This is a genomic window from Sphingobacterium thalpophilum, assembly GCF_038396785.1.
GTDB lineage: Bacteria > Bacteroidota > Bacteroidia > Sphingobacteriales > Sphingobacteriaceae > Sphingobacterium > Sphingobacterium thalpophilum_A.
On record NZ_CP151087.1, the window covers coordinates 5,485,403 to 5,509,467 of the forward strand.

Genomic DNA, 24,065 nt, shown 5'->3' on the forward strand with positions numbered 1-24,065 from the left:
TCTTTTTTTGCATTATCTAAGGTTTATTATTTGTTTTAACGGTTTGATTTTCATATATTTATAGTGTAAACAAAAAGGATATATGCCATCTCAAAGAGCTACTTTTAAGCCTTACTATCAGGACCAGATCATGGCCATTCCTCCAACTTTGGACGAACTGGTGTCCAAAGGTCATCCGGTACGTATCGTTAACGATGTAATCAACCGGATCAACATCCAGTCCCTATTGGACGCTTATAAGATAAAAGGCTGCTCCAGTTATCATCCGCAGATGTTGTTGAAAGTTTTGGTGTTTGGCTACGTAAGCAATGTCTACAGCAGTCGCAAATTGGAAACGGCGTGCCGGGAGAACATCAATTTCATGTGGCTGAGCGGCATGAGCTATCCCGACCACAATACCATCAACAGATTTCGAGGCGTTCGTTTGAAAGAAGCACTTCGTTGTGTATTTGAAGAAGTTGTCAAACTCCTGTCCGAAGAAGGTCTGCTGAGTATAGAAGATGTTTACACCGATGGCACCAAGATTGAAGCCAATGCTAACAAATACACCTTTGTCTGGAAAAAAGCTATCCAGACCAATAAGGAGAAGATGAAAGCTGCCTTAAAAGATATTTGGGAATACGCCCAAAGTATCGCCAAAGCAGAGGACAACCTTCCGGAACCTCCCGATCTGACAACAATTGACCGCGAAAAAGTTCAGGCTACTGTCGATAACCTGAACCGGGTCTTGTCCGATAAACCTTCGGTAAGCAAGAAGATGAGGGCAAAGTTGCGCTATGCGACTAAAAACTACCCGGCCAAGATTGTTCAATATGAAGAGCAGGAAGTAACGCTTGGAGATAGAAATAGTTATAGCAAGACAGATCCCGATGCTACTTTTATGCGCATGAAAGAGGATCATATGAAAAATGGCCAGCTCAAACCAGGTTATAACATTCAGATATCTACTTCCAATCAATACATCGTCAATTACACCATACATCCCAACCCCACAGATACCACAACGCTACCCGGTCATCTGGCACAACATGAGGCGAGCTTTGGGGAAATACTGAAAACCATTACCGCAGATGCTGGCTATGGCAGCCAGGAGAACTATGCGTTACTAGAAGGGAAAAACATTGGGGCCTATGTGAAATATGGTATGTTTGACAAGGAGCAGAAAAAGAGTTATTCGGGCAAGAAGCCATTCTCCGTTGATAAACTACATTATAACCCTGCAAAAGATTGCTATATCTGTCCAATGGGACAGGAAATGAACTGCATAGGTCTATTTACACAAAAGACCTCCACAGGTTTCGAGCAAAAAATAAAAAGATATCAGGCAAAAAACTGCACAAACTGCCCATTGAACGGTGCTTGCCACAAATCACAGGGCAATAGAATCATCCAGATAAATGAACAGCTTGAGGCTTATAAAGACAGAGCATACGGATTGCTTAACAGCGATGTCGGTATAGCCAAAAGAAAACAGCGATGTCACGATGTCGAACCAGTCTTTGGAAACATAAAACAGAACCACGGGTTCCGAAGATTTATGCTCCGCGGTAAGGAAAAAGTGTCCATAGAATGGGGTTTATTGGCTATAGCGCAAAATCTAAGGAAAAAAGCAGCTTAAAAAGCTACTTTTTGTTCTTTTTCTTCCCAAATGAACAGTTCTGTGAAATAATCAACAAACAACTCACAAATCTATCGCATAGCCATATTTAATAAAAAAGCTGCCTCAATAAATTTGAGACAGCTTCTTTTATACCTGCTGCTCTAACTAGAGCACCCTTTACTTAATGATCCTTTTTATCTTATTGGAACGGGTAATAAGTTTGTGCAATTTGTCATAATCCTCTGTGGCAATAGAATCGTGCAGGGATTGCAGCTGCTTGATATGTTCTTCGAGTACTTCGAGTACATTTTCGCGATTTTGCTTGAAAATAGGTGTCCACATATCGGGCGAACTTTTGGCAAGACGTACCGTAGATTCAAATCCCGAGCCCGCCAGCTCAAAGATACGTCCTTGAGATTTCTCTTTTTCCAATACCGTTAAGGCGAGGGCGAAAGAGGTCAGGTGAGAGATGTGGGATACATAAGCAGTGTGTACATCATGTTCGTCAGCATTCATAAAACAGCTGCGCATCTCCAATTGGTCGGTGATGGCATCAGCGATTTCGAAAGCATCCTCATCAGTTTTAAATGCTTCGACATACACCATCATCTTGCCTTTGAATAAGCCCGGTATTGCAGCCTCAGGCCCCGAATACTCGGTTCCGGCCATGGGATGGGCTGCAACGTAACGCCCCCGGTTAGGGTGATCCTTGATTTTGTTTAGAATATTTGTTTTTGTCGATCCCATGTCAATGACGACCTGATCTGTAACCAGATCCAAGATTTGAGGAACAACATGTAAAATGGCATCGACAGGAATTGTGAGCACCAATACTTTACAGCTCTTAATCGCATCTTCTAAGCTTGCTGTTTCGTCAATGAAGCCGATATGCATCGCTTTATCTAAGTTCTTTTGACTCTTATCTACACCGATAATTTTGTCGCAGAATTTTGTTTCTTTTAGGCGAATGGCAACTGAGCCGCCGATCAAGCCTACGCCTACAATGGCAATGTTCATATATAAACAATTATATTAAGCGTATTTTTGTTCAAATGTTATACACCGAACGTATTATACCCTGGTTGTTTGTCGATCAATTATTCTATCGATAATTTCAAAGCAGTTAAGCTGCCCCGACATCGAATGTCTTAGAAATTATCTTTAATGCGCTGGATTGATTCTTTGAGCACCTCTACTGTGGCACAGAGACTGATGCGTATATATTGATCGCCTTTGTCTCCGAAAATTCCACCCGGTGTAATAAATACCCGTGATTTGTCCAAAACAGCATCGCTTAGCGCATAACCATCCTTATATTTTTCAGGGATGCGTGCCCATACAAATAGACCTACTTGGTCCTTTTGATAAGAACAGTCCAGTAAATCCATAATTTCATACACCTGTTGACGTCTTTCAGCGTAAATTTTGTTCAGATCAGCATACCAGGAGGCGTCAAGTTGTAAGGCTTTTGCCGCAGCCAGCTGAACAGGTAAAAACATACCTGAGTCCATGTTGCTTTTGAAACGGAGTACTTGGTTTATACGTTCTTCGGCACCCACGAGCACACCAATTCGCCATCCCGCCATATTGGAAGACTTGCTCAGCGAATTCAATTCAATGGCCACATCTTTCGCGCCAGGGATACTCATAATGCTTCTTGGCGTATCTGTCAAAATAAAGCTATACGGATTATCGTGGCAAATCAGGATATTATACTCTTTAGCAAATTGAATCAGCTCTTGATAAAATGCATCGGGTGCCGAGGCACCTGTTGGCATATGAGGATAGTTTATCCACATCAGTTTAACCTTTGACAAGTCTTGTTTTTTGAGCTCATTTAGATCGATAAGCCAATTTTTCTCTTGTGTAAGATTATAGGTAATCGCTTCAGCACCACTCAATCTCACTGCAGCCGCATAAGCTGGGTAGCCAGGATTGGGTATAAGCGCTTGGTCTCCTTCCTGAAGATAGGTCATACAGATGTGCACAATACCCTCTTTTGACCCTATCAAGGGTAATATTTCTGTATTGGGATTAAAAGTCGCGTTATAATAACGTTGATACCAATCTGCAACGGCTTGTCGTAGGGCGGGGGCGCCTTTATAATTTTGATAGCCATGCACATTTGGAAGTTGGGCATTCGTATTTAATGTCTCGATCACCTCCGGGTGTGGGGGCAAGTCTGGACTTCCAATTCCTAGGTTGATTACACGCGCACCCTGTTTGTTTAACTCATCTATTTCTCTTAATTTTTTGGAGAAATAATATTCTTCAGTATGCTGCAATCTTTTGGCAACGTCTATTTGCATTTTATTTTAATAAATTTGGTATTTGAATAAGGCTAAATTAGGGAATTATCTATTAAAAGGAGATTTTTTTATCGATTTTTCAAGCTGAACAAGCTGGATGCTTTAGTCTTGAGATGCAACAATTTTATAGTCCCTTACCAGGATATGTGCTTTTCTTGATTAATTTGTTATTTTTGTTCAATTTCCTCGTCAAAAATCTGAAAGGTAGAGGAGAGACCGACGAATGACTTTTCGTATAAAGGTGATTTGTCTTAGTTCAAAATAAATGAAAACATATTTTAGGCTCTTATCGTTTGCTAAACCCATTGAGAAATTTGCAATCCCCTATGTAATTTGCACGCTGATCACGGTTATATTTAGCACCTTGAATTTAGCATTGCTTGCTCCATTACTCCATACACTTTTTAAAACAGGAAAAGAAGCTTGTGAAGCTGCTGTTGAAGTCGTGAAACCTGAAACGTATACAGATATTTTAGGTTGGTTCAATTACTATGCATCGGTAGCAAATGAGCAGTTTGGTGCCTATGGCGCATTGCAAAGGGTCTGTATTGCAATTGTGAGCTCCGTATTTATCAGTAATCTATTTCGCTACTTCTGCCAGCGTATTATGGAGAATTTCCGTATTCATACGTTGCTCAAATTGCGTAGAGCAGTATTTGACAGTGTAATGGACCTACATGTTGGTTATTTTACAGGACAGCGAAAAGGAGATATTGTTTCTAAAGTTGCGTCTGATGTACAAGTCGTGCAGTATTCTGTGACGGGCACTTTACAGGTGGTTTTTAAGGAACCCCTGCAATTGATCGCCTATATTGTGATGCTATTTAATATCTCTGCACAATTGACATTCTTTTCACTCTTGGTCATTCCCGTCTCTGCATTTTTTATCGCAAGAATCGTTAAGAATCTCAAAAGTCAAGCGCATGCAGCACAGGAGTCCTATGGAAATATGATTTCCTATTTGGACGAAGCATTGTCTGGGATTAAGATTATCAAAGCTTTCAATGCAGTCTCCTTTATTAAGAACAGGTTTCATAATGAGAACGAACGTTACGCAAATATTGGCCGTTCCATGGCCAAAAGACAACAGTTAAGTTCACCTGTTTCCGAATTGCTGGGGGTAATTATGGTGGCTATTATTCTTTTGTATGGCGGTCATTTGGTGCTTTCAGGTGACCAGAGTTTAACTGCTCCGGCATTTATTGCCTATATCGCTATTTTTTCACAGGTGATGCGTCCGGCAAAGGCGCTAACAGATTCTTTTAGCGGTATTCATAATGGTCTAGCTGCGGGTGAACGCGTATTGGAACTGATCGATGAAAAGACGGAAGTGAAAGATCGCGCCGACGCGAAGCTTGTGAAAAGCTTTGAGAAGAATATCGTATTTAACCAGGTCAATTTTTCGTATAGCAAAGATAAAGAGATTCTCCAGAACATCGATTTGACTATAGAAAAAGGGAAGGTCGTTGCATTGGTAGGGCCTTCAGGTGGAGGGAAATCAACTTTGGTTGATTTGATTCCACGCTTTATGGACGTCACTGGAGGGCAAATTTTGTTTGACGGTACTGATTTACGGGATTTAAACCAGGATTCTTTACGGGACATGATCGGTGTCGTCAATCAGGAGTCTATTTTGTTTAATGATACGATCTTCAATAATATAGCATTTGCTAATCTTTCTGCCAGCCAGGAAGAGGTTGAAGCCGCTGCACGGATTGCCAATGCGCATGAATTTATTTTGAAAACAGAACATGGTTATCAGACCAACATTGGTGATCGGGGCGGTAAATTATCGGGTGGCCAACGCCAGCGGATCTGTATCGCACGGGCTGTTTTAAAGAATCCACCGATCATGCTTCTTGATGAGGCGACTTCTGCGCTAGATACCGAATCTGAAAAATTGGTACAGGACTCATTATATAAATTAATGGACAATAGAACGACAGTTGTCATTGCCCACCGCTTAAGTACCATTCAGAATGCGGATATAATTGTGGTTATTGAAGCCGGAAAGATTGTAGAAGTAGGTAGCCATAGTGAGCTGATACAACGTGAAGGATTATACCGCAAATTAATCGAGATGCAACAATTTACAGATTAGCTTTCTTTTCTAAGAGGTTTGTCAAATTAGTTGTTATCACATTTTTTATTATAACTTTTGTTGCCTTTTCGGTACATTTGATTTAAGATAGGAGATACATTTAATGAACGCAATAGATAAATTGAATTTCTTGATTAACGACAAAAACTTAGCTGTCGAGTTGAGAGATATAGCGGAGAAAGTTTTGCGAGAGGAGCGTATCACTTTTGAGGAAGGAGTGCTTTTATATGAAAAAGGTGAGCTAGGTTATCTTGGTGTGCTTGCTAACTATATTCGTGAGAAACGCCATGGAGATCATACTTTTTTCAATCGTAATTTTCACATTGAGCCGACTAATGTTTGTGTCTATGACTGTAAGTTCTGTTCGTATTCCAGGTTAATAAAAGAACGAGCAGAAGGTTGGGAGATGGAAGTTGACGGCATGATGGATATTGTTAAAAAATATGACAATGAGGCTGTTACTGAAGTTCATATCACTGGAGGGGTTGTTCCTAAACAAAACCTCGAATTTTATGCTGATTTCTTTCGCAAATGTAAGACGCATCGCCCCGAATTGCATATTAAAGGACTTACACCTGTAGAATATTACTATATTTTTAAGAAGGCAAAATTAAGCCATTACGATGGCCTGAAGTATTTGCAATCTTGCGGCTTGGATTCTATGCCAGGGGGTGGAGCAGAGATTTTTCATCCAGAAATCAGAGAGCAGATAGCACATGATAAATGTACCGCCGAACAATGGTTGGATATTCATGAGCAAGCACATAAGCTGGGAATGCATACCAATGCCACCATGCTGTATGGTCATATTGAGCAGTTTTGGCATCGTGTAGATCACATGGAGCGCCTAAGACAGCTGCAAGATAAGACTGGGGGTTTTCAGACCTTTATTCCTTTGAAATTTAGAAATAAGGAGAACCAAATGTCCCATATTCCCGAGGTATCCGTTATCGAAGACTTAAGAAATTATGCGATTGCTCGAATTTACATGGATAATTTTGACCATATCAAAGCGTATTGGGCAATGATATCGCGAGATACGGCCCAGTTGTCCTTGGCTTTTGGGGTCGATGATATCGATGGAACACTGGATGATACGACAAAAATATACAGCATGGCGGGAGCAGAAGAGCAAAAGCCAGGGATGACCACACAAGAGGTTGTCGAGCTGATAAAAAATGTTGGACGCCATCCGATAGAAAGAGATACCCTCTACAATGTGGTGACCGATTATAATGATTTTGTTTTTGATCAAGGTGATCAAAAGAAAAGCTATTATGCATTACCTGTTGTCAATTCATAATCATATCACACGTTGAAAAAGACATTTTATTTTATACGACACGGACAGACTGATCTAAATTTAAAAGGTATTGTGCAGGGACGGGGTGTTAATTCCCCGCTTAACAAGATGGGCATAGCTCAAGCTCAGGCTTTCTTTGATCACTATAAGACAGTGCCTTTTGATAAGATATATACCTCCACTTTATTGCGTACGCATCAAACTGTACAGGGATTTCTTGATTTGGATTTACCTTGGGAACAGCTTGTTGGTTTGGATGAAATAAGCTGGGGCGTTTATGAAGGAAAAGAACAGACACCAGAGTTGCTAACTGGTTTTGAAAAATTGGTCGCAGCATGGCGCAACGGAGAATTGGATGTCAGTATTGAAAACGGAGAGTCTCCTCATGAATTGATGGCTCGTCAACAAGTCGCCTTGGATCATATGCTCGCTCGGACAGATGAAAAAAACATATTAGTCTGTATGCACGGTCGTGCTTTACGGATTATGCTTTGTCTAATGACTGGTGTTGATGCCCGTTATATGGATGATTTCCCGCATACAAATACTGCTTTATATAAATTGCTGTATGATAATGGTCAATTTGAGATTGTGGACCATTACAATACTGCACACTTAGAAGCATTGATAAATGAATAAAATTAGAGTTTCTGCCGTATCGTATACCAATACTTATCCATTTTTGAATGGAATACGTAAATCGAAAGTGATGGAGCAAATCGACTTGAGCGTTGATTATCCAAGTGCCTGTGCACAGAAAGTAATCGATGATCAAGCTGATATCGGTATTATACCGACAGCTGCCTTATTAAGTCTTCCCGAGTATTATATTAATACCGATTTTTGTATCGGCACAGAAGGTGCTGTTGATTCTGTCTTTATTTTTGCCAATAAGCCTATTGATGAGGTAAAAACTTTACGTTTAGATAAGCAATCGCGCACGTCAAATGGTTTAGCACGTGTATTGATTAAAAATTATTGGAAAAAGGATGTAGCATTGGTCACTGATGAATCTATAGAGCCAGATGCCTATGTTTTAATTGGGGATCGTACTTTCGGTAAGAAGAATGCAGTACCCTATGTTTATGATTTGGGGGAAGAGTGGTTTAACTTCACCGGATTACCTTTTGCTTTTGCCTTATGGGTAAGTAACAAAAAACTTCCCGACTCTTTTGTGGAGCAATTTAATGAAGCTTTAGCCTATGGTGTTGAACATGCAACCGATGTGATAGCCGGTCTCCCAGAATTTGAGGGCTTTGATTATACCAAATATCTGACGCAGCATCTTAATTTCCATTTGACAGATAAGAAACGCGAAGCTGTGCAGTTGTATCTCCGGTATTTAAAAGAACTGGATTAACCTGGGGCGCTTGACCTGAACAGGGACCCACATACCCTAAAAATATTTAAATTAGAATTGTCAGGTAAGCCTTACACGGTAGTGTGAAGGCTTAACTGACAATTGATTCCCCGGGGGCACTACCCCCCCTGATAAATTCCCTTTATTTCTTGCTTTTGTTTATAACGACTTCGGTAAGGCGTATAACTCCGATTACACCATGTTTGGAATTAAAAGGGTAACAGCACCCTTTTTACAGGGTATTAACAAGGGGTTAATAGGGGTATACCCCTGTTAACCCCCTGTTATACCCCTGCTAACCCCCTGTAATACCCCTGTTAGAATCAAACATGATATTAATCAAGAGTTAATTAGGTTCCTATAAAAAAACCACTCATTGAGTGGTTTTTTTATCGACTTATTTTAACGACAATGCAGGTCTCCTTATGCATTGGAATCACAGCTTGATTATCGACTGACCTTCGCGCGCAAACAACTAGGTACGTCCAATTTTTACTTTACGCCCTTTGATTTTTTGCCCACTAGCCTTATTGATAATAACGGAAGCAAGCTTTCTTTTAACGGCAACATAAGCTACCTTATCTTTCACTTCTATTATACCGATGTCGTCTTTTTCAACACCTTCCAAATGGAGGAGAAAACCTACGATGTCAATTTTATTGACTTTATCTTTTCGTCCAGCACTGATATAAAGTGTGGCGAAAGGTGAATTTTCCGGAAGATCATAGTATTCGGGAAATTCCTCTTCAGGTATTTCCTCCGCTATATAGGGATAGGCTTCTTCAGGCTTTAAGATGACATAGACATCACCCTTTGCCTGCATACGCGCAGTACGTCCATTGCGATGAATAAAGCCATCTTCTTTATGCGGTAGCTGGTAATGAATAATGGCATCAACTTCGGGGATATCCAGCCCTCTTGCAGCCAAATCGGTCGTGATCAAAACATTGTTGGAATGATTACGGAATTTGAGAAGCGCCAGCTCACGATCTTGCTGTTCAAGTCCGCCATGAAAGGTGTCGTGAATAATATTGCGATTGTCCAGCAGTTCGCTGATGTGATCTACTGCATCACGATGATTACAGAAAATAATCATTTTTTTCGTCCCGATCTTGCAGATGAGTTTTAGCAATGCCTCCAATTTCTTTTGAACAGGAGCAACGACCTTTTTTATTGTAATGCGGGGTATGTTCTGTGAATTATTCAGAAAATCAACAAGAATAGGCTCCTTTATCTGTGTAAATGGCGGGATCACATCCATCATTGTTGCAGAAGTCAATATCCGTGATCTTATGGCCGGTATATGTCGAATAATGAAATCCATTTGATGCTGAAATCCCAGTTCCAACGATTTATCAAATTCGTCTAACACAAGGGTGTGGATACTGGTCGGATCAAAATTTCCTTCTTCGATATGTTGTTTTATACGTCCTGGAGTTCCTATAATAATTGCGGGAGCATCCTTGAATTCATTTTTTTCGATACGGGTACTATGACCGCCATAGGCACAGGTGACTTTGTGACCTGTGGCCACCTTGCGTAGCACTTGCTCTATCTGTAAAGCAAGTTCGCGGGTCGGCACTAAAATCAGTACTTGAACCTCCCGAACGATTTCCTTCAATTGCGCTAAAATGAGCAATGAAAAGGCCAAGGTTTTGCCAGATCCTGTGGGTGAAAGTAAGATGAAATCATGGTCTTTTTGATACGATTCCACTACTTTTTCTTGCATCTCATTTAAGGATGAAATGCCTAATTTATTTAAAATAGCTTGTAGCTGCATTTGACAAAAATACAAAATACCGCTATCTTGAAAGGAACAAACTAGAATGAAAATTTTTTAGGCATTTTATACCTAAAAAAACAAGGTAATCGGTCTATAAAAGATGATTACCTTGCGCTGATTTGTATCGATATATTGGAAAACGCGGTATAGTTACCGTGTTATTAATTCTTAATAAGTATTGTTTTATAAAATATCAATACCTTCTTGTCTTAGCGTTTCTTTTTTGTCCTCTTCCCAGATACTGACTTGGACTTCTCCAATATGTTGTTTCTTAAGCATAAACATACAGACACGTGATTGTCCGATCCCACCGCCCATAGATTCCGGTAATTGATCATTAAGAAGCATGCTATGGAAAGTCAGTTTGGATTTTTCAGTACAATTTCTGATTTCCATTTGATGTGCCAAAGCGGTTTTATCGACACGGATTCCCATGGAAGAAAGTTCAAACGCTGAATTTAAGATCGGGTTCCATACGAGAATATCGCCGTTTAATCCTTTGTGGCCAGCCTCATTGGCGGTACTCCAGTCGTCGTAGTCGGCTGCGCGTCCATCGTGTGCAACACCATTGCTGAGTGCCCCTCCGATACCATATAAAAACACAGCTCCATATTCTTTTGTGATGGTATTTTCACGTTCTTTTGCAGTTAGATTAGGATATTTTTGCAGTAGTTCTTCTGCTGCAATAAATGTAATGGTTTCTGGGAGAATAGCTTTTATCTGTGGATACTTGCTTTCAACCTGTTGTTCTGTATAGCGTAATGCATCGTAAATTTTTAATACGGTTTCTTTCAGCAAGGCCAAATTACGTTGATCTTTATCGATTACTTTTTCCCAATCCCATTGGTCTACATAGATCGAATGGATAGGGGTGTAATCTTCATCAGGACGCAGTGCTTTCATGTCTGTCACGATGCCTTCCCCAGGTAACATTTCAAGCTCTTTTAAACGGACTCTTTTCCATTTTGCCAATGAATGTACCACGACAGCTCTTTTTTCATTCAATGATTTAATCGGAAATGATACCGGACGCTCAATTCCATTTAAGTCATCGTTTAATCCTGTGCCGTCTAAAACCACCAATGGTGATGAGATCGGAATTAAATTTAATGCTTTCTTTAGTTGTTGGACAAATGTATCTTTAACGAAGCTGATAGCAACTTCGGTATTTAAAAGTTTTCTTCCCTCCATATGAGTCAAATGAAATACCATGCATGGATTGATACGCATGGTTTTATTTTTTATTCAGTTATTTCATACAAAAGTATGAAAATATCATTGGTTAATCTGTTTGGTTGTGATTTTTAATATTTATCCATTAAAAAGTTGAAAAAATAAAAAAATTCTAACAAAATGAAGGTAGGTCAATATTTAATTATAAAACTAATAATTTGTTGGTGCAACCAAAAGTGTTTGGTTACTTACCAAAAGAGCCCTGAAATATTTCAGGGCTCTTTTGTTTATGGTGGATCGATTGATTGATTAAACGGAGAAGCTTTCGCCACATGCACAGGTCCGGCTCGCATTCGGGTTGTGGAATTCAAAACCCTTTCCGTCTAAACCATCGGAATAATCCAATTCTGTACCTGCCAGGTATAAAAATGATTTTATATCCAAACAGACTTTCACGCCTTTATCTTCGAAAAATTGATCACCTTTTTTTTCTTCGTTATCGAAGTTCAGCTTATAACTCAAGCCCGAACAACCGCCACTTTCCACAGCAACACGCACAAAGTAATTGCTGTCATATTGCTCATCCTTCATGATTTCCTCGATACGAGTTTTTGCTTTGTCAGTAACTGTAATCATAGTAATTTCCTTTGTATGACACAAAGATACATACAATCTTGTTATATTTCGTCTCCTATAAAGTTTTTAGAATGTCATAAATTAATCGATCAGGCCAGCTTTGAAAAGTTGCCAGATGGGGGATTGATCGCGGATTTTGCGAACCGCTGCTGTGATCAATTGGGCACATTGTATAATATCCTCTTGCGTCGTAAATATGCTTAAGCTAAAGCGAATGGCCGATAATGCATCTTCTTTGGAAATACCCATAGCCATTAAAACATGAGAAGGTTCTCTGGATCCGGTCACACAGGCCGAGCCCGAGGAAAGGGCCAATGTGGGACAGGTAGTCATTATTTCGCTGGCCAGGATATGTTTAAAACTAATGTAACTGGTGTTTGGTAGGCGGGGTGCATTCTTTCCATGAATGATGATTTCAGGAATCTCACTTAAAATTTCTTCCAACAGATTGCGGTTTCGTTCGACCGTATTGTAAGATGCTGGCTTAATCAGAGATATGGCTTTTCCAAAGCCGACGATAGCTGGCACGTTGTATGTTCCGCCTCTAAATCCGCTTTCCTGACCACCACCTGCAATCAGCGGGGCAATCTGAATCGGCTTTGATTTTCGACGAATGTATAAGGCGCCGATTCCCTTTGGGCCATGAAGTTTATGCGCACTCAGACATAAGAGGTCGATCGGGATTTTTTGTAGATCAATGTTGATTTTTCCGACAGCCTGCGTTGCGTCACAGAAAAATAAGATGTCTTTCTCTGTACAAATAGTAGCGATTTGTGCTAGTGATGTACATACCCCTGTCTCGTTATTGGCAGCCATGATGCATACGAGTATGGTCTGGGAACTCATTGCATTTTTCAAGTCGTCTATATTTATCATTCCTTGTGCATCGACGGGGAGATAGGTGATCTGCGCTCCTTTTTTCGTCAATTGTTCACAGCAACTTAGGACAGCCTTGTGTTCTGTTGAAACGGTGATAATATGATTCCCCTTGGATTGATATTTGTCAAATATGCCACAGATTACGGTATTAATACTTTCTGTTGCACCTGAATTGAAAAATAGTTCTTTCGCTGAGCAATTCAGCACTTCAGCTAATTGTCCTCTAGCAAGTTGGATGGCAGCATTGGCTTCACGCCCCATTTGGTGATAGACACTTGATGCGTTCGCATAATTTTGGATGAAATAGGGAGTCATGGTATTCCATACTTCATCCAAAATTCGAGTTGTAGCGTTGTTGTCCAAATAAATGATATCCTTCATCAGGATAAAGATAAGGATAATGAAGGTTATGCTGAAGCCTTCACATCAACTTCCTTTTTTTTGACATTCGGATCATATCTTAAGCCTGGCGTTAACCAATACATCAGTATGATACGGGAATAGCGGTAGTTGAATGGCGACATTAAAACAACGCTCATGATCGCAACTGTTGCATAGAGTATAAAAGAAGAATCATTGCCTGTCAGGATATAGGTTGCCATACAGGCAGTAACCATTTCGGCGATGGAAAACGCATAGGTAACATACATGGCACCATAAAAATAACCTGGCTCACGTTCGTAACGAAGTCCACAGTATTCGCAATGGCTATTCATTTTTTGTACTTTCAGACCGTATGCAGGCCCTTGGTACACATGGCCGATTCTACATCTTGGACATTTTGCTTGCCATGCGGCTTTAAATTCAGATAATTCGTATTTAACCTCTTCCATAGTTATAGTTGTTTTCTGAACTCTTCTGGTGTGAGCCCAGCGGATTTTTTGAAAAATTTAGTAAAGTATGAGTTGTCCTTAAATTGCAGCTCATCTGCAATTTCGGTAATATTTAAATTTCGATTGACCAGGAGCCGCTTCGCTTCAAGGACAATGCGGTTCCGGATGATCTCTCCTGCAGATTGCCCAATATAGGATTTACAGATCGCGTTGAGATGATTGGGCGTGATAAATAGCTGATCCGCATAAATGCTGGGCAGCTTGGTCGATTTAAACTGCTGCTCAACCAATTGCTGAAAGCTATTAAATATTTTATGATTGTAGGGGTTGCCTCTTTCGAGATGTTCCTTCTCTGTAGCAATCGAAATATATAATATAAACTGCAGTAAAAGTGTACGGATATAGTCTTCCGGTAATCGTTCAGCTTTTGCAGATAGGATTTGATCGAGAATAGCAGTGGCCTGGGGTCGATATTGTTCAGCTAACACAAATATCAGATGTTCAATTTTACCCTGTAAAAAGCTAAAGCGCTCCAGGTAGTCGGTACGTAAAAGAAAAGATTGAAAGTAATCAATCGAAAAATTGACAACATAACCTGCTTCATCCCCCACAAAATTCCAGGTATGTACCTGACCCGGAACCATAAAATAGATCTGATAAGGCGCTATCTTATAATGATTAAAATCAATGATATGCTCTCCGGACCCCTTGGTGAAAAGGACGAAATGAAAAAAATTATGCTTATGTGGGAACACCATATCCTGATGTTTGATGATATATTCTTTCAGATCATCAATATGAATCGTTGTGTTATTGTTGAGATCAATACTACAACTATCAATGATAGGTATGGTGTTTTTTCTATTCATATTACAAAATTAGGGTAAATATTCTTTTATAAGTGGTGTTTATTTGTTGTTTTGTGGTATTTTTCAATGATTTTGATCTTTTGATAGGTAGTGGACGATGTTGGAACAATCCTTGTGTCTAAATTTTTAAAATATATTAATAAATGGAAAGTAATTTGAATAGCCTAGAAACGAGATTTGGGCGTTTGACAGACATTGTGATTGAGTCTATTCCGGGGATTATAGGGGGGATTATCCTATTGATTCTCGGTAAATATGTGATTGGTTTTGTGGACCGATTATTACATAAACGTTTTGAAAAGAAAAATGTGGATCCTTCGATCCGGGCTTTTATCTCTAGCATCGTCAAGATTGTCATGTGGGTGATGTTGCTTCTTACTGTAGCCAGCCAGATTGGGATTCAGACAACCTCGTTTATTGCAGCGTTGTCTGCTTTTGGATTGGCTGTTGGTATGGCACTTCAGGGCAGCTTGAGCAATTTTGCTGGCGGAGTGCTCATATTGATGTTTAGGCCTTTTGAAGTAGGAGATTCCATATCGAGTGCAAATGGTACTGCAGGTACTGTAGAGAGGATTGATATCTTGTATTCCACTTTAATAGGGGATGATGGGGTACGTGTTTTTAGCCCTAATGGACCCTTAGCTAATTCGGTTATCAAAAATTATACGAAAATTGTGCAACGGATGTTTGAATATACCATCAGTATCTCTTATGATAAAAACGTGAAAGAAGCGAAAGATATTATATTAAGAGTTCTCCGTTCGAATGAAAATGTGTTGACAACTCCAGAGCCAACTGTTTTTATCAAAGAATTGGGAGACAGTGCCATGGTTTTGACCGTTCGTGCCTGGACGAAAAGAGAGCACTATGTCGCTGCGCGAAACTCGATGCAGGAAAAGATTATGTTGGAGCTGGAAAGGAACGATATTAGTTTATCTTCCAATCCGACACAGATTAGCATTGTTTCGAATTCAAGCGACCTAGGGACTGCAAAAGCTTAGTCCTGGTCCGTTTCCAATGCATGTATAAGGACAAAGTACCTGTAGGCAATGATAGCCTGCTGGTACTTTTTTAATTTTAACGGATCCATCTTACCGTATTTTGGTAAGATGGCTTTATTTAAGCTATTTAAAAGCTGAAAAAATCTTCGTTTCATTGATATACCTCTTTATTGATAATCTGCGGCATTTTTTCGCCTTTAATTGCTGCCAGTAAGTTACTGGCGGCCATCATTACCATATTATCCCTTGTTTCTACGGTGGCAGAGCCGATGTGTGGCAGGATACAAACATTTTCCATCGTTAAGAGTGGGTTTTTTGGATCCATCGGCTCCGGGTCTGTTACATCAAGCCCGGCTCCCCATAATTGGCCAGTCTGTAGGGCTTCTGTTAGATCCAATTCATTGACCAATCCGCCCCTAGCCGTATTCACTAATATAGCGGAGTTTTTCATGCGCGTAAACGTATTTTTGTCAAACCGGTTTTTAGTCTCCGCTGTCAAAGCTGCATGGATTGAAAGTACATCGCTCCGCGTGAGCAGATCGTCGAAATTAACATATTGTGCGCCAAGAATTTGTTCTGCTTCCTCATTACGGCTCCGATTGTAATAGATAATTTCCATGTTATACGCTGCTTTGGCTTTTCTGGCGAATTCAAAGCCAATTCGTCCCAGTCCATAGATGCCCAGTGTTTTGTTATTGAGCTCGATGCCTAGGTTTGCCGTGGGATCAAACCTTTCCATTCGCCCTGCAAAATTCTTTTGTGGTTGAAAAATGCTTTCCGCGATACTGATAGCATCAAGAGGAAAGCAACGTCTGCTGTTGCTCCCGAAAGGATGCCCGGTGTATTGCTTACGGGGATTCCATGCTGTGTAGCGGCTGAGATATCCACATTGTCATAGCCGACGCTCATGAGAGATAGGGCTTTTAGGTTGGGGCAGTTTTGGAAAAAATTAGCATCAAACTTTTGCATCCCACCGTTAAGGACGTAGTCGGCCTGTTGGCTAGCTTTGATAAGCTCCGTTTCGGATAGGGGAGTACTTGAATCGTGTATAGAAATGTCGTGCCCAGCAGATTTTAATAGATCTATGCCTTTTTTTGGAATTTTTTTAGTGATAAATATCTTCATGTAAATAGATGCTGTTTAGCTTGTTGTTGGTTGATTCCTCTGAATCCATTTGTTTTGTCCTATCTTCAAAATTAATGATCACTCATCGCTATTACAACAAAAAAAGCCATATTGTTGTTTCAATATGGCTCATTATTTCTTGTTTTTTGAACTTTACTTTTTACGGAGTAGGTAATCCAAGATAGCTTTTCCCGTGTCATCGGCAGAGATGGCTGAATTGGACAAGATGACTACGCCACTTTTTTTGTCGGGCGATAAGGCTAGATAGGAGCTGCTTCCAGCAGTTCCGCCATTGTGCCAATAAACCGTTAGGTCGTCAATCAAATTCATATGCCATGCGAGTCCCAGGTCTGTGTCTGGAGGTAGAAAAAATGTAAATAACCGGGTATTTGCCATCGCATTTTCCAAGGGAGTCTGCGGCATCTTAAATTGCGCATTCGCAAATTTAAGCAGATCCTCCAGGGTCGATTTTAATCCACCAGCGGGACCGAAAGCGTCAAACGCCCAAGGAATTACTTCTTGGCCTTCTTTGTTGTATACTTTAAAAGTATCTTTTCTCTTAGGGTCTAATACTTGAAAGGTATTACTCATTTCAAGTGGTTTACAGATGATATCTTTTACAAGCTGATCATAACTTTTTTTATAGATACTGCATATAATGTCTCCTAATACAGCGTAACCAAGGTTGCTGTACTCATATTCTTCACCTGGATTTTTTTTATTTTTAAAGCTTGCGAGGTAATTATAAAGTGCTTTTTTGTCGTATGTTTTGTAGGGGTCGTTTTCGTTAAATCCTTTGACTTTGTCAAGATTGTCAGGAAGCCTAGGTAAGCCAGAAGTATGATTGGCCAGCATTTGAAACGTTATTTTCGAAAGTTCTCCATTTTTCTTGAGTGTATCAGGGAGAAATAGCGCGATAGGCTGATCTAACGTTATCGTTCCTTCTTCGACAAGATTTGACAAAAGTATAGCCGTAAAAACTTTGCTCAGTGAACCGATCTCATAAATAGACGTTTTTGTAGGCGGAGTTTGGTTGCCTTTGGCCGTCTCGCCATAGAAATAGGTTTTGGTTTGTCCATTTTTTAGAATGCCAATGGCAAGTGATTGCGTATTTTGTTGTTTTAAATAAGCATTTGCAACCGAATCGACAAAAAGGTCGTCGTTATCGACTGATTTCTGTGTGGCGGGTACCACAATAGTTTTTTCCACTTGAGGCTTTATTGCCAAAGGACTGAACTTTAATGTGTTGAATTTTAAGCTTGTGTCCGTCGCAAAAAGAACCTCATACGATCTGTTGTCGAAGTCCATCTGATAAGTTGCAAGCCCTTTCTCAAACTCTTTTATCGTTGAGCTTTTTACTCTTCCGAGAGGGTAGAGCTCCTGTAGTACTTGGTTGAATTTGGCTAGGCTAATTTGCTGTTTGAAAGAATCACTGGCCAAATTATAGGCGGAGTCTGTCATCTGGGAATTGATAAAAAATTCCAGCTTATTGTAAACTCCTCTGTTGATCTGTTCCGCAGGATTCGTTTGGGCAAAGGAGTAAGAAGAGATGCCCAGCAATACTATTGTGATTAAATGTTTCATAACTATTGATGGGCACAAATCTACGGAATGTTTAAATTCCAATCAATTGTTTTAATCGTGCATAGCCTGATTTACTGATATTGAGCTTTTCGCCCGATGTCAGTGCAGCAATATAAGAATCCTTTTCATAAGGTTCCAATTTGGCCAACTGATCTACCTTAATGATAAAAGATCGGTGTATGCGGACAAATTGATTCGGATCCAAAGATTTTTCAAAAAATGCCATTGTTTTATTTTTCAGGTACATGCCATCTTTGGTATGAATTTTAACATAATCATCATAAGACTCCAAATATTTGACTGTATCAATCGGAATAATCTTGATCTGCGTACCTGTTTTTACAACGATACGGTCGATTTTTGTTTCGTCTTGCGCTGCAAGGACTTCGTAGTTGGGTTGGACTTTTTTCTCAGGTGCGGAGTAGCTTGTCCTGAATTTTTCTAAAGCTTTTTTGAAACGTGTTGGTGATACCGGTTTTAATAGGTAATCCAGAGCGTTCTTTTCGAAAGCTTTCAAGGCGTATTCGTCAAAAGCGGTTGTAAAGATGACCGCAGGAGGATCGTCAACGAGTTCAAGCATTTCAAATCCAGTTAATTTGGGCATTTGTACGTCCAGAAAAATTAAATCCGGTTCGTGCGCATGGATAGCCTTAACAGCTTCAAAGCCATCACCGCATTCTGCCATGATGGATATATCGTCTTCATTTTTTAGGTAACCCGCAATAATGGAGCGTGCAAGGGGTTCATCATCGATAATAACGACTTTAATCATATTGAGGTATTTTTAGGGTGCTAATAAATATGTTGTCCTGAATTTGAGTTTCCAGTAGATCATTTCTTCCATACAGGAGATATAATCTGCGCTGAATGCTCGATAGCCCAAATCCAGTGCCTTTTTTCGGTTTCGACTGTTCTTCGGTGTCGAAGGGGTTGGTAATCTGAATCAGCAGCTGACCATCATTCGAATGGCATTTTATTTTAATTTCTACTTGATCCGTTACATTATATAAGCCATGTTTAATCGCATTTTCTACCAGTGGTTGAATAATCATGGCTGGTAATCTATTGTTGAAAATTTCTTCTGAGGAAGAGATGGATGTATTTAGTCGATGACCGAAGCGTACTTTTTCAATATCGAGATAAAGTTGAAGGTGATCGAGCTCTTCTTCAAGTGTGATAATTTGATTGTTTTCTTTTCTTAATGTTCCTCTTAAAAAGTCCGATAGTTGGAATGTCATGTTTCGGGCTTCATCCGGATTGGCACCAATAAGTGCTATAATGGAGTTGAGGCTATTGAATAGGAAATGCGGCTGTAACTGTTGTCTTAAATTATACAGTTCGGCTTCCCGAAGTAAATTTTCGGATTCCTGCTTCCGTTTGATATTGTTGATGTTGTCTTCCTGAATATTCCAAACGATATTGATAATGGCAACAGAAGTCAAAATGAGGAAGTTAACGATACCCCGATAGGGTAATGTTAAATCCAGCAAAGGGGTAAAGGTCGATTGGATAAAGTAACTCATCAAGAATCGGCTTAATGCGATGCTTATTGCGCCCATGATTAAACCGATGATGAGTACCTTCCAGATCTCCCGGGGTTGTGGGGTATAGAAATTGAGTGCTGATGACATGCCATAACAGCAAAACATCATCACCACACTGTTTATAAATGAATCTTTGAATGCGAGTTGTTGGTCAAAACCAGAACGAAGCATCAATAAATACTGTAACGCGAGATATCCGATAAATACGGATATGCAGATAATGCCAATTAATCGACTTTTAACACTGAGGAACAGCTTACTTTTCATCTATTAAGCATTTTTTATAGTTAAATTACCTAAAATACAGGTGCCTGTTATATAGATTTTTTTATCTGTATCGGGGTTATAAATCGTTTGGAACCGGCGGTCATCGACAGAGCCCAAGACTGAGGCGACGTTGCTAAATACCGTCCAATGCGGAGGTATGATAATACGTGCGCTGCCAAACAATTGGAATGTATCGATCACAATAGGCTGCTGAATATCTGCTTTAGTTAAATCCAGTTCTACACTTCCAAATACATTGGTCACATTGCCTCCTCTAAAATGTTTGGAATAGATTACTTTCTTTTGGCCCGCAAAGATGGTGTTCAGATTGAGGTTGTCCTCAAATGACTGGTGAAAGGAATCTTTATCTTTGTCGCCAAAAGCCTGCTGATTAGGCGAGGCTTGTTGGCTTGAACCGTATTGTTCGTTAAATGGTCTGGATTCCTGGTCAGTAACGCCGCTGTCTGTAACGCCCTCTGTAGGTACAGTGACTCGCTTATCCCAGTCGTAAGAGCCTTGCGGCGGATTAGGGTAAGTTGGGGGAACCATCGGAGGTTTCCTTTTGCTCATGATAAAGTAAATCCCGAGAGAAATGATGATGATTGGAACGGTTACGGAACCAAAATCTGTGCGCATCATTCTTGAAATAAGGCTTGCTCCGCCTATGATCAGTAGGATAATTGCCGATTTTTTCTGAAATTGGGAATTTATACCGATGACCAATCCAATGATGATTAATATCGTTTGCCAGCCAAATAACCAATCCGGAAACCAGCTTCCTAAATTGAGGTTATTCAATAATAAGAATATACCTACGATGATCACAATCGCTCCTACAATATTGCGGCTATTATTGCTGTTTGGTATGATGGGTTCTTTTTCCATAATGTTTTTACTATTTATGACTCAAAGATAGAGGCACAAATATATTCTACATATTTGCTTTAGGTAATACAACTTATATTTTCGGTAAATGTAATGATTTCGTCGGTAAAAAATCTTGTTGTTTAATTTTTATCCCGGCTATAAATAGAAGTGAACTGCCATTTTTATGCGTAATTGTCTTTTTTTTTAATATTATTTGGTGTATTAAAATGAATTATTATATATTTATCAAAGATTAAGATTACTTTAAACTTAAATAACAACCAATGGGAGATTTTGAAAACAAAGAACGTGAAGAAGTTTTTTCAAAAAAGGTGAGAGCAGGTAAGCGTACTTATTTTTTTGATGTAAAAGCAACTCGATCGAACGATTACTACATTACTATCACAGAAAGCAAGAAGCGCTTTGAGGATGGCCAGTTTATTAAGCATAAGATTTTCTTATATAAAGAAGATTTTGAGAAATTCGCTGATGGTTTGACGGATGTGGTTAATTACATCAAGTCTAATCAGGAAGTAATCGAGAAACGTTATGAGCCTAACTTTGATGATGCATACGCTGAGGAAGCGGATGTTCGGTCAAAAGATGATTTTTCGTTCTAGTATCCGTAGAACGAAATCTTAATGAAAAAAAGAAATAAAAGCCACTGTTGTGGCTTTTTTTATTGTTTTTATATCCGATGCCGCACTTGACGACCAAGGTGATGGTTATAATGGTATATTTCGCAGGAAATCATTGAGCACCGCATTGAATTTTTCGGGTTCCTCGAGATTTGGCAGGTGCCCGGATTCTTCAAACTCCATATAGCGGACGTCGGGTATATTTTCGATCAGGATATTTGTTTGCTCTTCGCTCATCAACTTGTCGTGTTTACCTTTTATGATCAGTGCTGGAATAATAATTGTCTTCAACGAATGGGTTGTATCTGTTCGTGAAGCGAGAGCGAGTTGTGTCGCGCAAATGCTGGCGACTTCATTTCTGCGAATACAGCTTTTGATGAGTTCAACAGCTTCGGGGTTTTCACGGATTGTTTTATCGTGAAACACGTTTGCGATAAAGCCAATGGCAAATGGTCTTCTGCCATATTTTAATAAAGCCTGAATGGAATCAAAACGCTTTTGTTTGCCTTTGTTGTCGTCGGAAAGAGAATTCGTGTCACAGAGGATAAGTCCTTTGAGCTGTTGTCCGATCAGTTCATAGGTCCTGAGGGCGATGTAGCCACCCATAGAGATTCCACAAAGGATGACATGATTGAGGTCGAGTTTACGAATAAACTCCACAAGATCTTTGGCAAAAACATCGACGGAGAAAAAACCATGCCCATTGGTACTTAGGCCATGTCCTCGAACGTCAATGGCGATGCCGGTATAATCTTCGTCGAGTTGCAGGAGTTGTTGTTTCCAGGTGTTTTTGTTGAAGGGGAAACCATGAATGAAAATGACTGTTTTCGGAGAGGGGTATAATTTGCTTGGGCGAATATAGTAAGAGATACTGATATCTCCGATGCGAATTTTACTGAGTTTTAATTCTCTTTTGCTCATGAATGCTAACATTTGTCCGTGTCTGAAAAAAAAAGTTGATATTTTAAATATAATATTATCAACGAGATAAAAGAAATGTTGTTGTATAAAGTTTAAAAAAGAGAAAAAATGTTTGTTAAATCGATAAATATAACGATATTTGCATCACCAAAACGGAAAAGGATAACGGATTTGTTTTGGTTGCTTAGCGCTCCTAGCTCAATTGGATAGAGCATCTGACTACGAATCAGAAGGTTAGGGGTTCGACTCCCTTGGTGCGCACAAATACAGTTTTTGTATTGTTAAAAGAGGCATTCCTAGCTCAATTGGATAGAGCGTCTGACTACGGATCAGAAGGTTAGGGGTTCGACTCCCTTGGAGTGCACAAATAAAAGCCAGTCAATTTGATTGGCTTTTTGTTTTTAGAAGCATTATTGCAGGGCAGTCGGTGGAAGGAGGGAACTTCTTTTTGAAAAAAAATTTGTAAAAAAACGAATTCTGACTATATTTGCGTCACCAAAACACATGGGACAGAGTTCTAAACGTAATGGTTTATTGCGCTCCTAGCTCAATTGGATAGAGCATCTGACTACGGATCAGAAGGTTAGGGGTTCGACTCCCTTGGAGCGCACAACTGAAAAGCCTAGTCATCATCTGTGATTAGGCTTTTATTTTTTAACTCGTTTTAATTTCTTAAATAAAACTATGCTAAACCTTGTAATATTTGGCCCTCCGGGTGCAGGTAAGGGAACCCAATCTGCAAAGCTTATTGAAAAATATCAATTGGTTCATGTTTCAACTGGTGATATTTTTAGAGCACATATTAAAGGTCAAACGCCACTTGGTCAACAAGTGAGCCAGATTATTGCTGAGGGAAATTTAGTGCCAGATTCGATTACGATAGCAATGCTGGAAGAGGAAGTAAAGAAAAATCCGGATGCAAAAGGATTTATTTTTGATGGATTTCCTCGTACTGTTGCTCAAGCTGAGGCATTGGATGCTTTTTTAGAAGGTATCAATACATCAATCTCGGTAGTAATCGCACTGGATGTGAATGAGGATGAATTGAAAGCACGCATCGCTAAACGTAAGGAAATTTCTGGTCGTGCGGATGATGATGCGGATAAATTGGTGAAGCGTATTGATGAATATTTCACGAAGACGATTCATGTGTTGCCGTATTACGAGGCACAAGGTAAACTTTCTAAAGTGAATGGTATCGGTGATATCGATTCTATCTTTAAAAGTTTAACAGATATCATCGATAATTATTAATTAAGATAAGTACTTTTT

General features: G+C 39.7%; 24 protein-coding genes and 3 tRNA genes. 11 read left to right on the top strand and 16 right to left on the bottom strand.

The genetic code is table 11. The annotated features are described in order from the left end of the window. Positions 1 to 82: 82 nt before the first annotated feature. Positions 83 to 1,618, top strand: a complete 1,536-nt coding sequence (locus AACH28_RS24185) for an IS1182 family transposase (RefSeq protein ID WP_341831387.1) — start codon at positions 83 to 85, stop codon at positions 1,616 to 1,618. Between the two features lie 159 nt (positions 1,619 to 1,777). On the opposite strand, the gene AACH28_RS24190 is transcribed toward AACH28_RS24185, so the two are convergent. Both AACH28_RS24190 and AACH28_RS24195 read right to left on the bottom strand, forming a co-directional pair. Next, entirely contained in the window at positions 1,778 to 2,617 is an 840-nt protein-coding gene (locus AACH28_RS24190; RefSeq protein WP_075993419.1) for a prephenate dehydrogenase, read from the bottom strand. A gap of 131 nt (positions 2,618 to 2,748) precedes the next feature. Next, entirely contained in the window at positions 2,749 to 3,909 is a 1,161-nt protein-coding gene (locus tag AACH28_RS24195) for a pyridoxal phosphate-dependent aminotransferase (protein WP_120332598.1), read from the bottom strand. Between the two features lie 265 nt (positions 3,910 to 4,174). Here AACH28_RS24195 and AACH28_RS24200 point away from each other — a divergent pair, with 265 nt between their 5' ends. From AACH28_RS24200 to AACH28_RS24215, 4 genes are all read left to right on the top strand, one after another. Further along, positions 4,175 to 6,010, top strand: a complete 1,836-nt coding sequence (locus tag AACH28_RS24200) for an ABC transporter ATP-binding protein (protein WP_341831767.1) — start codon at positions 4,175 to 4,177, stop codon at positions 6,008 to 6,010. 103 nt (positions 6,011 to 6,113) lie between these two features. Then, positions 6,114 to 7,313, top strand: coding sequence for an aminofutalosine synthase MqnE (gene mqnE / locus AACH28_RS24205; RefSeq protein WP_341831768.1), 1,200 nt, complete (start codon positions 6,114 to 6,116; stop codon positions 7,311 to 7,313). 12 nt (positions 7,314 to 7,325) lie between these two features. After that, positions 7,326 to 7,952, top strand: a complete 627-nt coding sequence (locus AACH28_RS24210) for a histidine phosphatase family protein (protein WP_341831769.1) — start codon at positions 7,326 to 7,328, stop codon at positions 7,950 to 7,952. Then, complete coding sequence (locus AACH28_RS24215; RefSeq protein WP_336838599.1) at positions 7,945 to 8,673, top strand: menaquinone biosynthesis protein; 729 nt, start codon at positions 7,945 to 7,947, stop codon at positions 8,671 to 8,673. Before AACH28_RS24210 ends, AACH28_RS24215 begins: the two co-directional genes overlap by 8 nt. 475 nt (positions 8,674 to 9,148) lie before the next feature. Here AACH28_RS24215 and AACH28_RS24220 read toward each other — a convergent pair whose 3' ends face one another. From AACH28_RS24220 to AACH28_RS24245, 6 genes are all read right to left on the bottom strand, one after another. After that, a complete protein-coding gene (locus AACH28_RS24220; protein WP_236590099.1) occupies positions 9,149 to 10,402 on the bottom strand; it encodes a DEAD/DEAH box helicase in 1,254 nt (417 codons plus the stop codon). 237 nt (positions 10,403 to 10,639) lie between these two features. Then, positions 10,640 to 11,686, bottom strand: coding sequence for an aspartate--ammonia ligase (gene asnA / locus AACH28_RS24225; RefSeq protein WP_341831770.1), 1,047 nt, complete (start codon positions 11,684 to 11,686; stop codon positions 10,640 to 10,642). Positions 11,687 to 11,938: 252 nt separating this feature from the next. Beyond that, positions 11,939 to 12,265, bottom strand: a complete 327-nt coding sequence (locus AACH28_RS24230; RefSeq protein ID WP_201667755.1) for an iron-sulfur cluster assembly accessory protein — start codon at positions 12,263 to 12,265, stop codon at positions 11,939 to 11,941. Between the two features lie 81 nt (positions 12,266 to 12,346). Continuing rightward, the gene (locus AACH28_RS24235) at positions 12,347 to 13,525 is read right to left on the bottom strand and encodes a cysteine desulfurase family protein (RefSeq protein ID WP_341831771.1); all 1,179 of its coding nucleotides are present in this window, start codon (positions 13,523 to 13,525) and stop codon (positions 12,347 to 12,349) included. Between the two features lie 26 nt (positions 13,526 to 13,551). Then, complete coding sequence (locus AACH28_RS24240; protein ID WP_046675442.1) at positions 13,552 to 13,977, bottom strand: DUF983 domain-containing protein; 426 nt, start codon at positions 13,975 to 13,977, stop codon at positions 13,552 to 13,554. Positions 13,978 to 13,979: 2 nt separating this feature from the next. Further along, positions 13,980 to 14,846, bottom strand: a complete 867-nt coding sequence (locus tag AACH28_RS24245) for a helix-turn-helix transcriptional regulator (protein WP_341831772.1) — start codon at positions 14,844 to 14,846, stop codon at positions 13,980 to 13,982. Positions 14,847 to 14,989: 143 nt separating this feature from the next. Here AACH28_RS24245 and AACH28_RS24250 point away from each other — a divergent pair, with 143 nt between their 5' ends. Continuing rightward, on the top strand, positions 14,990 to 15,847 hold the full coding sequence (locus AACH28_RS24250; protein ID WP_341831773.1) for a mechanosensitive ion channel family protein: 858 nt from the start codon (positions 14,990 to 14,992) through the stop codon (positions 15,845 to 15,847). Here AACH28_RS24250 and AACH28_RS24255 read toward each other — a convergent pair. From AACH28_RS24255 to AACH28_RS24285, 7 genes are all read right to left on the bottom strand, one after another. After that, on the bottom strand, positions 15,844 to 16,002 hold the full coding sequence (locus AACH28_RS24255; RefSeq protein WP_167450500.1) for a hypothetical protein: 159 nt from the start codon (positions 16,000 to 16,002) through the stop codon (positions 15,844 to 15,846). The genes AACH28_RS24250 and AACH28_RS24255 overlap by 4 nt on opposite strands. Further along, positions 15,999 to 16,586, bottom strand: coding sequence for an NAD(P)-dependent oxidoreductase (locus AACH28_RS24260; protein ID WP_341831774.1), 588 nt, complete (start codon positions 16,584 to 16,586; stop codon positions 15,999 to 16,001). The genes AACH28_RS24255 and AACH28_RS24260 overlap by 4 nt, the downstream gene beginning before the upstream one ends. After that, on the bottom strand, positions 16,556 to 16,972 hold the full coding sequence (locus AACH28_RS24265; RefSeq protein ID WP_341831775.1) for a hypothetical protein: 417 nt from the start codon (positions 16,970 to 16,972) through the stop codon (positions 16,556 to 16,558). Before AACH28_RS24265 ends, AACH28_RS24260 begins: the two co-directional genes overlap by 31 nt. 153 nt (positions 16,973 to 17,125) lie before the next feature. Next, on the bottom strand, positions 17,126 to 18,556 hold the full coding sequence (locus AACH28_RS24270; protein WP_341831776.1) for a serine hydrolase domain-containing protein: 1,431 nt from the start codon (positions 18,554 to 18,556) through the stop codon (positions 17,126 to 17,128). A gap of 31 nt (positions 18,557 to 18,587) precedes the next feature. Continuing rightward, positions 18,588 to 19,328, bottom strand: coding sequence for a LytTR family transcriptional regulator DNA-binding domain-containing protein (locus AACH28_RS24275; protein WP_341831777.1), 741 nt, complete (start codon positions 19,326 to 19,328; stop codon positions 18,588 to 18,590). Beyond that, on the bottom strand, positions 19,321 to 20,367 hold the full coding sequence (locus AACH28_RS24280; protein ID WP_115050663.1) for a sensor histidine kinase: 1,047 nt from the start codon (positions 20,365 to 20,367) through the stop codon (positions 19,321 to 19,323). The genes AACH28_RS24275 and AACH28_RS24280 overlap by 8 nt, the downstream gene beginning before the upstream one ends. Before the next feature lie 3 nt (positions 20,368 to 20,370). Next, positions 20,371 to 21,252, bottom strand: a complete 882-nt coding sequence (locus tag AACH28_RS24285; RefSeq protein WP_341831778.1) for a LiaF transmembrane domain-containing protein — start codon at positions 21,250 to 21,252, stop codon at positions 20,371 to 20,373. A 266-nt stretch (positions 21,253 to 21,518) separates the two neighbouring features. On the opposite strand from AACH28_RS24285, the gene AACH28_RS24290 reads away from it, so the two are divergent. After that, on the top strand, positions 21,519 to 21,854 hold the full coding sequence (locus tag AACH28_RS24290; RefSeq protein ID WP_075993406.1) for a DUF3276 family protein: 336 nt from the start codon (positions 21,519 to 21,521) through the stop codon (positions 21,852 to 21,854). Positions 21,855 to 21,959: 105 nt separating this feature from the next. Here AACH28_RS24290 and AACH28_RS24295 read toward each other — a convergent pair whose 3' ends face one another. Next, complete coding sequence (locus tag AACH28_RS24295; protein ID WP_341831779.1) at positions 21,960 to 22,793, bottom strand: alpha/beta hydrolase; 834 nt, start codon at positions 22,791 to 22,793, stop codon at positions 21,960 to 21,962. A 187-nt stretch (positions 22,794 to 22,980) separates the two neighbouring features. On the opposite strand from AACH28_RS24295, the gene AACH28_RS24300 reads away from it, so the two are divergent. From AACH28_RS24300 to AACH28_RS24315, 4 genes are all read left to right on the top strand, one after another. Continuing rightward, positions 22,981 to 23,054 (top strand) — tRNA-Arg (locus tag AACH28_RS24300). 29 nt (positions 23,055 to 23,083) lie between these two features. Beyond that, positions 23,084 to 23,157 (top strand) — tRNA-Arg (locus tag AACH28_RS24305). Positions 23,158 to 23,329: 172 nt separating this feature from the next. Next, positions 23,330 to 23,403, top strand: a tRNA-Arg gene (locus AACH28_RS24310). A 74-nt stretch (positions 23,404 to 23,477) separates the two neighbouring features. Beyond that, positions 23,478 to 24,047: an adenylate kinase gene (locus tag AACH28_RS24315; RefSeq protein ID WP_046675448.1), complete on the top strand. Its 570-nt coding sequence runs from the start codon at positions 23,478 to 23,480 to the stop codon at positions 24,045 to 24,047. Positions 24,048 to 24,065: the final 18 nt, after the last annotated feature.